At 52.9% G+C, this 12,955-nt stretch carries 11 protein-coding genes; 6 read left to right on the forward strand and 5 right to left on the reverse strand.

Annotated elements, in window-relative coordinates; genetic code table 11:
- Positions 1–47: 47 nt before the first annotated feature.
- Entirely contained in the window at positions 48–524 is a 477-nt protein-coding gene (locus IX84_RS00760) for a DUF6444 domain-containing protein (protein ID WP_052515672.1), read from the reverse strand.
- 466 nt (positions 525–990) lie between these two features.
- Here IX84_RS00760 and IX84_RS00765 point away from each other — a divergent pair, with 466 nt between their 5' ends.
- The 6 genes from IX84_RS00765 (at position 991) to IX84_RS00790 (ending at position 6,151) form a co-directional block, all read left to right on the forward strand.
- Positions 991–1,770: an N-acetyltransferase gene (locus tag IX84_RS00765; RefSeq protein WP_044215973.1), complete on the forward strand. Its 780-nt coding sequence runs from the start codon at positions 991–993 to the stop codon at positions 1,768–1,770.
- A 65-nt stretch (positions 1,771–1,835) separates the two neighbouring features.
- Positions 1,836–2,912, forward strand: a complete 1,077-nt coding sequence (gene meaB, locus IX84_RS00770; RefSeq protein WP_044215732.1) for a methylmalonyl Co-A mutase-associated GTPase MeaB — start codon at positions 1,836–1,838, stop codon at positions 2,910–2,912.
- 102 nt (positions 2,913–3,014) lie between these two features.
- Positions 3,015–3,602: a LemA family protein gene (locus IX84_RS00775; protein ID WP_039723333.1), complete on the forward strand. Its 588-nt coding sequence runs from the start codon at positions 3,015–3,017 to the stop codon at positions 3,600–3,602.
- 75 nt (positions 3,603–3,677) lie between these two features.
- Positions 3,678–4,106, forward strand: coding sequence for a TPM domain-containing protein (locus IX84_RS00780; protein ID WP_044215736.1), 429 nt, complete (start codon positions 3,678–3,680; stop codon positions 4,104–4,106).
- Positions 4,107–4,116: 10 nt separating this feature from the next.
- Positions 4,117–4,962, forward strand: coding sequence for a TPM domain-containing protein (locus IX84_RS00785; RefSeq protein ID WP_052515673.1), 846 nt, complete (start codon positions 4,117–4,119; stop codon positions 4,960–4,962).
- A 55-nt stretch (positions 4,963–5,017) separates the two neighbouring features.
- Positions 5,018–6,151 (forward strand): hypothetical protein, encoded by a 1,134-nt coding sequence (locus tag IX84_RS00790; protein WP_044215740.1) that lies wholly within the window; start codon positions 5,018–5,020, stop codon positions 6,149–6,151.
- A gap of 2 nt (positions 6,152–6,153) precedes the next feature.
- Here IX84_RS00790 and IX84_RS00795 read toward each other — a convergent pair whose 3' ends face one another.
- The 4 genes from IX84_RS00795 to IX84_RS00815 form a co-directional block, all read right to left on the reverse strand.
- Positions 6,154–6,657, reverse strand: coding sequence for a flavodoxin family protein (locus IX84_RS00795; RefSeq protein WP_044215742.1), 504 nt, complete (start codon positions 6,655–6,657; stop codon positions 6,154–6,156).
- A 159-nt stretch (positions 6,658–6,816) separates the two neighbouring features.
- Entirely contained in the window at positions 6,817–11,385 is a 4,569-nt protein-coding gene (locus IX84_RS00800) for a hypothetical protein (RefSeq protein ID WP_044215743.1), read from the reverse strand.
- Positions 11,386–11,473: 88 nt separating this feature from the next.
- Positions 11,474–12,064, reverse strand: coding sequence for a hypothetical protein (locus IX84_RS00805; RefSeq protein ID WP_052515674.1), 591 nt, complete (start codon positions 12,062–12,064; stop codon positions 11,474–11,476).
- A 669-nt stretch (positions 12,065–12,733) separates the two neighbouring features.
- Positions 12,734–12,952: a hypothetical protein gene (locus IX84_RS00815; RefSeq protein WP_044215747.1), complete on the reverse strand. Its 219-nt coding sequence runs from the start codon at positions 12,950–12,952 to the stop codon at positions 12,734–12,736.
- Positions 12,953–12,955: the final 3 nt, after the last annotated feature.

Genomic DNA, 12,955 nt, shown 5'->3' on the forward strand with positions numbered 1-12,955 from the left:
TGCAGCCATCAAGCTACCGGGGCTATTGCAATTTGAGATGCAGGGTGTTAAAGCAGGCAGTGCTGCGGCAGTCTTTGCCCTCGTCTGCCTGTATGCTGCTCGCCACAGCAAGGGCAATGTTTGACCTCCAGGCGGTGCTCTTCTATTTGCAAAAGCTTCGGGGGGAGGTCAAAAACCTGGCGGCGCTCTAAGCTTATGCTTGGCACAGTGCTTTCCAGGTTCTGGCCGCAGCTGCATTTTTGCTCAGCTACCGGGTGGACAACAAGGCGGTCTGCTGCAGACGGGGCGACCATCTCAAGCGTCTTCCCCTTATGCCCAGACTGGCCTCCCTTCTTGCCGCCTTTCTTGCGCGGGAAAGCAGGGGCCTTCTTCAGCCCATCGCTGCTCGGAGGCCGCGACGAAGTCCGGCTGTTGGCTTTCAGCTGTGCTTCCAGCTCTGCAATACGAGCCAGCGCTGCTTCCAGCAGTGATTCCAGCTTTGCTATTTGCTCAGCTTGTTGCGCTATGATCTCGTCCTTGTTCACCTGTGCTAGTTCGCTATTTTTTCGCTATTTTGCAAATTGACCTAAATAGTTACCAAAACAGGGTTCAGGGTTTTTAGGTGTGTAGATTGTTTTAATCGGTACATCACAAAGAAGCACAGAATAAACGGGCGGGTCAATAGCCTGAAACGGCCCTCTCCCCTTCTTAGGAGAGTTTAACGGAAATACCAGGCTCTTACTGTAAGCGTTAAATACAGGGCACACCTCAACATACTGATCCCCAGACCAATACACGAATTGTTAATTTCTTAATATCAAGGCATTAAGAACTTTAACAGGTGTGATGGAAATGTTGTGCAGGCTATTCGGCGCTCTTTCCGGTTATTTCTGTAGCTGTTTGTTTGTTTTGCCTTGTATTCAAAAATATTCCAAAGGGTGACTATTCACATTGACAGGCAGAGTTGGAGGTATCTATTTTGTTTGTGATCTGACCAGATATAATTCCAACATGACTGAACTCATAAATCTCACTCCTGAAACCCTGGCAGAGGAGCATATTTGCTGTGCGATATCTGACAAAAAGTGCATCAAAGGGTACAACGACAAAAAAGCATGGCTGCGAGGGGAGATGGAGCATGGCTACGTCTTTCGCAGGCTTGATGCCCGGGCAAAGGTATTCATAGAGTATGGGCCTGCTGAGACCGCATGGATACCCATTTCTGCACCAGGATATTTAAACATCAACTGCTTTTGGGTCTCAGGAAAACACAAGAAACAAGGCTACGGCAAGCTTCTATTGCAATCTGCATGGGAAGACGCTCTGGCACAGGGCAAAAAAGGGCTTGTCACTGTAGTGGGCACCCGGAAGTTTCATTTCATGTCGGATACCAAATGGCTGCTGCGGCAGGGCTTTGAAGAAGCAGACCGCATCAGCAGCGGGTTTAGCCTGCTGGTTAAAAAGTTAACCCCCGATGAGCAAAACCCGGGTTTTAAAGATTCCGTGCGGTCGGGTACGTGCCCGAATCCTATAGGCTTGACCGCCTATTATTCCAACCGTTGCCCATTTGCGCCTTTTCATGCAGAACAATCCCTTTCGGAAACGGCAGAAAAGCGGGGGCTGCCACTAACACTTATTAAGCTGGAAACCCCGGAGCAGGCTCAATCCGCTCCCAGCCCTGCAAGCATTTTCAGTCTTTTTCTGGATGGTCAGTTTGTAACGACTGACCTTAGCGCTTGTATGGACAGCCGCTTTGATAAGGTGATGGACAAGTGGAAAGAGCGGCAATAGGCCAGGCTATTAATTACCGAATGGATTCCTTAAGTTAGCTGCTGTACCAAATATCCGAACCCAATATGCCTGATGATCAAAGTCCCACTGGCCGGCATACCCAAAAAGGCGTTGTCTCCCCCGGCAGCCTCAACCCTAATCTCAGGCGTATCCGGAAAAAGCCGTGGAGGCTGGAGGATTATACCTCCGGCATCCAAAGGGGAGACCGGGTAACACTGGCTAAAGCCATCACACTGATAGAGAGCACGCGGCGAGAGCATCAGGCGCTGGCGCAACAGATCATTGAAGCCTGCCTGCCGATGAGCGGACAGTCTGTCCGGATTGGCATTACGGGAACGCCGGGCGTGGGAAAAAGTACCTTTATTGAAGCTTTTGGACTGCATGTGCTGAAGGAGGGTCGAAAACTCGCTGTGCTCGCTGTAGACCCTACAAGCCAGGTGACACAGGGCAGTATTTTGGGAGACAAAACCCGTATGGAGCAGCTGGCGCATCAGGAGAATGCCTTCATACGCCCCTCACCGGCAGGAGAATCCCTGGGCGGGGTGGCCCGGAAAACACGGGAGGCGATTATACTATGTGAGGCGGCGGGCTACGATACGATCCTAATTGAAACCGTGGGCGTGGGGCAGTCCGAAACAGCGGTGCATTCCATGACGGACTTCTTTCTTTTACTCCTATTACCCGGCGCGGGTGATGAACTACAGGGCATCAAGCGGGGCATTGTGGAAATGGCGGACCTCGCCGTAGTCAACAAAGCAGATGGTGAACGTCTGCCGCTTGCCAAACAAGCCAAACAGGAGTACCGCAATGCTATGCATTTATTCCCGCCCAAGGAAAGTGAATGGGTGGCCCGGGTGGAAATCTGCTCTGCCACTACCGGAATGGGCATCCCGGAAGTCTGGAAAGACATTCAGGCTTATCAGGAACAAACCCGCGCCAATGGCTACTTTGAGCACAACCGCCGCGCCCAGGCCCGTTATTGGCTGCACGAAACCATAAACCGGGAGCTGAGACAGTTGTTTTTTAATCATGAAACTGTACGCAGTCAGCTTGAAGAAGTGGAACGGCAGGTGATGAACGGGCAGCAGTCCTCCTTTCATGCCGCTGAGGCCCTGCTTCAGGCTTTCCGGGAACAAAAATGACTTCCCGGCATGCGTTCGTCTAACAATTTGGCAGTCCTGGCGAACCGAATGGAACCTTAACTGCTTTTCAATCAACTTTAGACTCTAAAATTCAAAACACCAATGAGATCATTACTTCTTCCAATTATCCTGATCGGCCTGGGGCTGGTACTTTTTGTAAGTGGTTGTAACAGCTACAACGGCTTCGTCGAAATGGATGAGGATGTGGAAAATGCCTGGTCAAAAGTACAGAGTGCCTATCAGCGCCGCGCTGACCTGATCCCGAACCTCGTCAATACTGTAAAAGGAGTGGCAGAGTTTGAGAAAAGTACACTGACCGAAGTGACGCAGGCACGCTCCCGGGCAACGAGTGTCAATATCGATCCTTCCAACCTGAGTGCAGAGAAGCTACAGGAGTTCCAGCAGGCGCAGGGCGCACTGTCACAGTCGCTGGGCCGTCTGCTTGTTGTCTCTGAGCGCTACCCGCAACTGCAGGCTAATCAGAACTTCCGCGAGCTGCAGGCACAGCTGGAGGGCACCGAAAACCGCATTAAAGTGGAGCGCGACCGTTTCAATGATGTGGTAACGGAATACAACAAAAAGGTACGGCGCTTCCCGGGCAGCCTCTTTGCCGGCCTGTTTGGCTTCGATCAGAGAGCCCAGTTTGAAGCAGAGGCCAGCGCGCAAAATGCGCCAAAAGTAGAATTCTAGCATTTCTTTAAACCGGGCGGTTCAAAGAGACGGTAACAAACTGCTAAATTGAACTGCCCGGCCCAATTCCACTATATGATCCGCTTTTTCCAACCCGAAGAAGAAGACCGTATTATTGATGCCATTCAGGAAGCTGAGCTTAGTACCTCAGGCGAGATCAGGGTACACCTGGAGGACAACCTGAAAGGCGATGTGCTTCAAGCGGCCCAGAAGACTTTCCTGAAACTGGAAATGCATAAAACGGAGGCCCGCAACGGCGTACTCATCTTCATCGCTCCGGAACAGCGCAAGCTGGCGATCCTGGGCGATAAAGGCATTAATGAAAAGGTGCCCAAAGATTTCTGGTCGGAAGAACGGGACATCATGCTTGCCCACTTCAAAAGCGGCAACTACGCTGATGGGGTTTGTGCAGCGGTACAGCAGGTCGGTGCTAAATTGAAGGCCTTCTTCCCCTATCAGTCTGATGATGAAAACGAGCTGCCCGATGATATTTCGTATAGTTAAAACTAAGACGTTGAGATTACAGACCTGGATTTTTGCCCTTTTCACACTAATTGCCCTACCGCTTAGCGCTCAGCAACCGGTACCTGCGCCCACCAATGAGGTGGTCAACGATTATGCAGGGTTGTTGTCCCGGCAGGAGGATGAACAGCTGACCCGAAAGCTGGCAGCGTATGCCCGGCAGACTTCCACGCAGATCGTTATCGTAACGGAGCCTTCACTTGAGGGCGGTGACCCGTTCAACCGGGCACTCGAATACTACGAAGCCTGGGGCATTGGCGGCAGCCGGGAAAAGAGCAATGGCGCACTCATTTACGTAGCCCGTGATGACCGCAAGGTTCGCATCATGACGGGCTACGGCGCTGAAGGCTTTCTGCCGGATGCCCTTGCCAAACGGATTATTGACGAAATCATCACGCCCAATTTCCGGGAGGGCCGCTACTACCGCGGGCTCGACCGGGCGACAAGTGCCATTATGGAACTGGCGCAGGGCGAATACACCAATGACACCCCACAGCAGGCTGATGGCAAACAAGAGGCCAAAGGCGGTATTCCTGCCATTCTGGTCATCCTCTTTGTCATTATCCTCATCGTAGTGCTCAGCCGTATGGGCGGTGGTGGAGACGATGATGACGATGGCGGCTATTACCGCGGCGGGCGCTACGATATGGACCGCAGGCGGCGAGGCCGGCGCGGTGGTGGCTGGATGATCTTCCCCTTCCCCTGGATTGGCGGCGGTGGCGGCTGGTCTGGAGGTGGTGGCGGTGGCTGGTCCGGCGGTGGCGGTGGCGACTGGGGCGACTTCGGTGGCTTTGGAGGCGGCCTCACCGGTGGCGGCGGGGCAGGTGGGGAATGGTAAAGCAAAGCAGGCAGTTCGGAAATCTTCGCTATCTTGGCATAAATACCGAACCCCTATGGCAACACCTAAAGAACTCCGCAAATGGCTGATCGAGGGCGAACTGGAGCGTGTCGTTGATGCGCTGACCCAAATTGCTGAAGCATCGGACGATTCCTATTTCCAACGGGATGTCATTCATCAGGCCGGGCGCTACAACGGCATTAAGAAACGCTACTACAGCGGTACGCTGGATGTGGATAGCTACCAACTGCAACTCAACCAAATACAGCAGTCCCTGCAAAGCCTGATTGAAAAAATACCAAAATCCACTGATGAAACGAAGCTCCAACAAACCGCAGAGGAAGCAGCGAGCCTGGCCGGAGCTACCCCGGCAGCAATATCAGGCGCTCCATCCGACACTACGGACTTTTCCCAAAATATACCCTGGATAGCCGGGCTGGTCCTGCTAGTGGGCACGGCGATAGTGGTTGGCGCATTTATCCCCTGCCCTACCGCCGCCCAGGCAATGGTATTCCGATTGCTAATGGCGCTGGGAGGCGGCCTTGCAGCCATCAAGCTACCGGGGCTATTGCAATTTGAGATGCAGGGTGTTAAAGCAGGCAGTGCTGCGGCAGTCTTTGCCCTCGTATACCTCATCAACCCGGCCAGCGTAGTGGCCACGGATGGTTGCGGCCCCTTTGAATTTACCATTAGCCTGAAAACCAAGGTGACCGGAGCCGGACTTTATCCAAAACTCAAAGAGGGTTCGGTACAATTATTTGTAGAAAATAAATGGGAAAGTGCTGATATTGATGCAGACGGGCTGGCAGATTTCAAATCCCTGCCCGGCACCCTGAGAGGTAACACCGTCCGGGTACGGCTGAATGCAGATTACTGGAAGCTTGAAGAAAATTCGTTGACCCTCAACGGTAAAAGCACGACCCTTGAAGTGCTACCGGATGGAAGCCTGGAAAAGGTATCCGGGCAAATCCTGAATGAGGATGGGACAGAGCCATTACCCGGCGTCAGCCTGCTTATTCTGAACCAAAGGGACACTACCGACGAATTTGGGAAATTTGAAGTCACCATCCCATTGGCCATGCAGCGGCTGAACCATTCCATCTCCGCTCAAAGAGCAGGCTACCAACCCCTAAGCCAAAAGTTTACCCTAAATGGCGGCCCGGTTGAGTTCCGGATGAGGAAAAAATAATTTTACACCACCACCATTTCTTCTCCCACGATCTGTCCGATGCTATTGCCCCAGGCCCGGGCACGCTGCAGCTCGCCTTCCATCAGTGGGCCTTCTTTGTCTGTCACGCAAAAGCCATCCGGCGCGATAACCGCTTGTCCGTCATGGCGCAGCAGGCTTTTATGAATGGTGCTTGCGGCATAGCCCCCGGTTTTGACAATCCACCGGAACAAGCCATTCTCGATGGTATGCAGGGCAATCCGGGTGTCAAAGGCAGCTACCCACATCCCTCTTAGCGCGTGGCGCGGCAGTTGACGCAGGAGGGCTTTGGTATCCTCAGAGGGCTGGAATCCCCGGGTAGGCGACCCGATGATCAGCACATCCGCCTGCTCCACGTCTTCCGGGGAAGCATTTTGGATACGCTGAAGTTCTACCACTCGCACATAGGGGCGGATGGCTTCGGCTACCGCTTCTGCAATTTGCTGGGTATTACCAAAGAAAGAATCGTACCAGACTAAGGCTTTCATTGTGATTCGGTTTCGTGAAAGATTAAGGTAAGCTGGTGGTGGGAAATTGGCAATGATTTATGTCAGAGGAAGCACGCAGCCTTGTTGTTGTAAAACAGACAAGCCCCGGCAGCCAACACCGCCGGAGCTTGTCCATAAAGCCTTATTCCTCTTCCAGCCTTACCGCTGCACCATCACTTTGAGCTGATGGGCGCGCTGCCCGTCTGCGGTAGTGAAGTGCAGGAAGTACCAGCCTTCTGCCCAGCTGTCCACCGGCAACCGGTGGGTGCCGGACGGCAGCAGGCCTGACCATACCTCCTGCCCGGCTGCATTAATGGCGCGCAGAGAGAATTGGGCGCCCGGGTTCCACTCTACCGCCACTTCGTCCTGTGCCGGGTTGGGGAAGGCGGAGGGCTGCCCTGATAAGCTAAGGCCCTGACGCTGCTGCATGCCCTGCGGGCTGCCGCCTGCCGATTGAAGGTTTTGGCCACCGGTATGGGGCACAAATACCCGCGCCACGTCGATGTAGTGCTTGCATTGATCGGATGCGGTGCCCCGCTCTGTGTTGGACTTCTGGGCGACAGCTGCAAACAAGCTGTACGTGGTTTCCGTCAGCTCCTCCTGTTCCAGCCTGTCCTGATAGGCGAAAAAGGCATCAAAGAAGCTGCCGCCAAGCTGCTCGGTTGGCGTAGCCATCAGCCCGCTGCAATCTTTGGACGGCGGCACGTGCGGGCCGGTAGGCGGGCCCGATGGGCAGCTCGTGGGCGCACCGGTGGCTTTGGTGCCAAATCCCAGGCTGATTTCCGGGAAACCGCCGCAGCCGCCAAAGTTGGTTTTGTCCAGGGCGTAGTAGTACAGCCCACCGCCCGGCTCCGGGTTGGCATTGTCGGTGCCCCAGTAATTGCCTTCGGCGGGGATGGTATTGATCGTTTCAGCAAGGGTGCCATCGTAACAAATATCGAACCAAAGCGCATCATTGGGCCCGCGCTGGAAATGGTTGGCCCGGGCGTAAGCCAGATTGTCCGTTTGGGAATTGATGAATGCATCAATGTTCAGGATGAGGTTTTGCCCCTTGATGCCGGCCAGCCCGTTGTTGAGCAGCCTGGCGCAGTCCATCGTGACCAGCCCATAGTTGCTGCCTTCCCGGTTGCCCTCTACGATATGGAGCCCATAGAAGTCATTATCCGCCACTTCAGCCTGCCCGCGCAGGGTGACATTAACATACTTGCCTGGCGGGCAGTACAAGCCCACGTCATTATTGGACAGCTCGCCTCCGCTCATGATGTACTCGCCTACGTTGGAGACGTGGACGGCGCCCCAGGTCAGATACTCAGGCTCCGTTGGCACGTTGTAGTTTTCAATGACACTTGCGTCTACCCGCACAGACTGCAGCTCGTCGAGCAGCATCGCATTCACACCGGTGCCTGTGCCATTGAAATTACAGTCCCAAATACGGGCATTACCGCCGTGGGAGAGCCAGATGGAATTCTGGTTATCGGAAAAGCCGCTCTGGAAAAACAGGAAATCCAGCGTACTGGCCGGGTAAATGTTGTAGGCTTCCACGGCATTGGCAAACCCGTAGGCTTCGTTGTATACAAAACGGATTTTAGTCGCCCCGTCAGCCAGCAGTCCCACCGCCGTCTGCCCGCCGGTCTTCAGCTCTATGTTGGAGATAAAGGCTTCGCCCTGACCTACGGAGATTTTGGCATAATTCCCGTATTCCGCCAGGCCTTCCAGCAGCTCTACGGTATTGTCTCCAATATCAAGGGTCGTATTGTTGCGGAGGCGCAGGAAGCGCTTGCCGATGCCCCGCCCTTCGATGCGGAAAATACCGCCCGTAAGGCTGAGAATATGGCTCTGGAAAAAGTCAAAGAAGCCATTGCCGCTGAAGTCGATGCTGCCCTGTACCTCCAGCTCGCCCTGCACTTCGAGCACAGCACGTCCGAAGGGGTCGTCCCCGTCCCAAAGCTGCACGATAGCGCCCGGCTCCAGTACCAGCTTGCCACCGTCTTCCACTACGCATTTGGAATCCTGGCTGACGCGCAAAATGCCGCCACTGCCAATGCGGGCTTCGCCCCCTTTTTCGATGCGGACCTGCCCGCCAAAGCCTGCGCTGAGCAGCCCATCGGAGAGCACCTCGGTATAGCCGCCATTTTGTACGATGAACTTGGAATCTTTATTGATGTACAGCTCGCCCTGGGCTTGGATGGAGACCGTCGCGTCTGCCTGCACGTAGACCTGGGCGGTGTTGGTGATGCCGGCGGCGGCGTCCCATTGGCCGAGCTCCATGCGGGCATTATTGGAAATTGTTAAAAAAGTTTGAGGTTCACAGCCTTTTCTGATAAATAACTCGAACTGGCTCACTTCATTCGAGGGGTTGGAGCTTACATCAGTATAACCTATTGTCCCAGTTCTATTAACCCATACTTCTCCGCCTGAGCCAATAACCTTGTCTTCATCTATGGCTATTGGGGTTTGACTAATTGTGAAGCCCGGAGCGGGGACAGCCCGGTAATCATATTCGATATTGGCTTTCCCGAAGTTGTAAGTGCGAGCAAGTAGAGGCGAACTGAACCCTGAACTATTAAGTATTTCTGTAAGGATTACGCCTGTATTATCGAAACTAAAGCCAGGGTGCGCTTGATTGTTCTCCAAGTCGGAAGTAGGGTCTGGGTCATCGTCTACTGCGACGTAACGGGTGACTAAGGTTTGGCCACTCGCAATCACAGCATCATTATCTGACACATCGGTATATAAATCAGCCAATGTTGATGAAAAACCTCTGAATGGGCCGATTTCAAGTGCACTGATGGTGGGGATGAAACAAAAACGGTCTAAGAACAATTCAGCAGGAGGGGCATCAAATGCGGGTAAGCCCAAATCCTCTGGCTGGGGAATATCTGCAAAACCGCCCGGGGCATTGTCTAAAGGTAAAATATTGCCGCCGCCTACTTTCACTTCTCTTGAGAAATAGTTGACCGTCAGAAGCCCAAATAACAACTCCTGGCTTATTTCTCCCTTGTAAATGCGGTGCTGTCCCGTATTGGGGGCTGGCATAGCGGAAAACTCAAAGTCTACTTGGGCCCCTATTGCTAATTCAATAGCCACGAATGGCCCTAGAACAGCGCCCCAGAACCCATCGATTATAGGTAAGTCCTGACCCGCAAATGCAGCAAGCTCTGCACCTGAACCTTCTATATCAAGGAATTTAGCCCCTGCATTGAAGCCCTGCCCTATCCCAATCTGCGAACCATTGCTTACTGCTACGTGCTCACACTGAGTTAAAGCCCCCTTGTTGCGCAGCATCTCGTAGAAATCAGTATGCTCCACAGTCAGCCCGATAGTGCCTGAGCCTTCGATGTAGCCGTCTTTATGATAGATGAGCATCTGTTTTGGAGAGGGGCGTTCGAGGACCTCAACCGCAGTGCCTAAAAGTTCTACCATATCGCCAAGGCCTACTCCAAAAACGGTTTCATTAGCCAGGTGGTCGACTGCAAATTGCGCGCCGAGCGGGATATTCGCCCCGCGCAGTGGAGAGTCCATACTGAAGAACACAGCGCTTTCGTGCTGCTCGCCAGCCGCTTCCATATCAAGCAGCGCCAACTTGCCGACTACACCTCCCATGCTGATGCCTACTACCACGTTTTGTTCACTGCTCCCTGCCTGATGTTTGCGGGCGTTGATCTCACGTATGGCTTCTTCCACCAGCCGGGCATTGATTTCAAGCGCCTCTGTTTCGTCGGCAAAGTCAATGAACAGGATGTCGTAGTTGGAGGATTCTAGGTCGTTATATATAGAATTTCCAGTTGGAGAGCCAGCAAAAAATTGAAGGTTATTTATTAAACCGTTAAACGTAAAGCCAAAAAAATCCTCCAAAGCCGGCGTTTCAAAACCATTGATGACAATGAAGGGTTTTCGGATTTCAGTATCGCAGCATGCTGAGCGGCCAGTGACCGTTGCCGTATGCACCGTTCCATTTTCTGTGGTGTTTACCGTAAAGGTAAAATCGCTGTTCGTACAGTACGTTTCCGGGCCTGCAGGCGAGGCACTGCCTGCGGGAGCGGCAATGTTTATGCGACTTTTACTGATTAATTTAGTCCTGTTCCAAAGAGTCAGTTCAGCTGTGATTTCTACAGCGCCCCCTGAGCTGTACTGCACACTCACCCAATCGCCGTCTTGCACAGCCTGCAAGCCACCACCATCGCCAAAGTCAACTTTTGTGGACAGTACCGGCAATGAAGCACCTGCATGCAGGTCAATCCGGAAATGATAAGTGCCAGCGGGCAGTTCCCGGCTGACCGAAGGAGCGGCTGCAAAAAGCCGGTTGGGCAGATAGGGGCTCCCGGCGCCGCTTACGTGCTGCAACTGCCCATTGTTAATACTCAGCAAGCCATTGTTGACTGCGTTGGGGTCAAGGCTATGGTAGTCAAATAGCAGTAAATTGAAAGGGATGGTATCCGAAATAGATGCAGGTTCTACGATGCCTACTACATTGGGAGCGCTGCCGCTAACTGTAGCACCTGCGAGTGTCGCGCATATCCGGTCAAGGCTATGCTTGTTTACGAAAACGGAATCTGATCCGTTGTATCTGGAAAGCCTGGCGAGCGGTATGCCCTTTTCTGCCAAAAAGCCGGAAGTGACGGCTGTGAAGTCGAGGGCGCCAAAGGCATGGTCCGGCGTTACGGTGCCCGCCGGTGGCGTGTCAATAATTTGTACTTGCTGCGCACTCAGAGAGAGGCTTAAAAGCAAGCCTAAAACAGTTAGTTTGAAATTGGGGGGGGTAGAACCCCGCGTAGAGAAAAGCTAAACATAATGTGTGGTTTTTAAGCGTTAAAGATTAATTGGCGTATTTGATGTCGAACCGGCCATCGGTGACACGGATGGTGTCATGGCAGTCTTCTTTGATAAAGAGAAAGTTAAAAGTGCCTGAAATGATATTTTGATCTGTATCCAAGAAAGTGATATCAATGACGTTTGTATGCATACTATCTAGAATCATGGGGTTCCCGTTCCAAGAGGAACACCTATTTATATCAGCGAACATGCATTGTCGAACACTATCACTAGGTGAAATACCCTTGAATGTTGCGTTAATCCCTATCCGTTGATAAGTATCATAGCCATTATCATTTGGACCTAGCCTTCTACTTGCACTGATAAACAGACCTCCAGTAGGCTCATGATAAGAAAAAGAAAGCTGAGCATCCAAACCAAAGTAAGGCCCACCTTTAGGCCTCCACACCTCACCATTGACCAAGCAGCCAAAGGTGTTTTCTCCTGTGGTGGTCATTTCGGGGAGAGTTTCTTCTGCGTCCCAATCTATAGGCTTGATAGTAATTTCATCGTCATCGTTGCCGAACCAGTTGCACCCGGCCCATAGCAGGGGCACGGCGAGCAGCCAGGTGAGGAGTAGGAATTTGTTTTTCATAGGTGAAGGTTTTTATGTGTTAAAAAATAGGAATTGACTTGGATCCACCCCCGCCCTACGGGCACCCCGTGTCACGGCGCTATAGCCAGTTGCGCTGCCGGAAGCGCCCAGCGGAGTATAGCACAGACAGGGGATTCAGCTACCGGCTGTCCCAGGCATATCTGTTTAATGCCAATACCAAATGGTACTGCTATAGCTCAAGGCTTTAGCAGGGCGGTTATGTTTTTTGTTCAAGTATACGCATGACGAAGTGGTATGCTATTCCAAGGCATACCGCTTCAAGGCGTATATGCCGACCCTCCTGCCTTTAAGGTGGTCAAAGCCTAAAGGCGATGAGACACGGGCAAGCATTGAGTGGGTTTGCCTCGGCAAACCACTTAATCGTCGGTATAAGTGTGGCGGTCACACAGGGAGCGCCGGTTTTTGTTGCTGCGCGCAGTGATTCGTGCAATAGATTGGTAATATACGACTTGGCCGTGGTAATGTCAAGGTTGCGGCGTGAAAACATTGTTGTTTTTTTTGGGGCTTGGGTGGGGGTAGGTGGAGCGTTGGTTCTGACTGGGTTGTACATGCGACTTCTACGAAGTCGGGCTGCCATAAGGGCCCTGAGAGACTAGGATGTGACTTCTACGAAGTCGTTTGTCCGTTTTGTCCGGGTTATTAGGCAGGCTACACTTCCTTTGAGTAGCTGAAGGTGTCTGCGCCAGACTCCGCAGGAAGCGCTGTAGTATCCACCTGCGCATTGGCATTGACGGTGGCGCTGAGCAAAGTAGCCTGCACGAGGCGGCAGCGGAGGGGCGTGGAGATGGTGGTGCTGTCCGGGTCGCCGTTGAAGGCGCTGAGGCGCGTGAAGGGCGTACCGTGCTCTTGCAGCAAGCCGGTAGACAACCC

This window comes from Phaeodactylibacter xiamenensis, assembly GCF_000759025.1.
Classification (GTDB): domain Bacteria; phylum Bacteroidota; class Bacteroidia; order Chitinophagales; family Saprospiraceae; genus Phaeodactylibacter; species Phaeodactylibacter xiamenensis.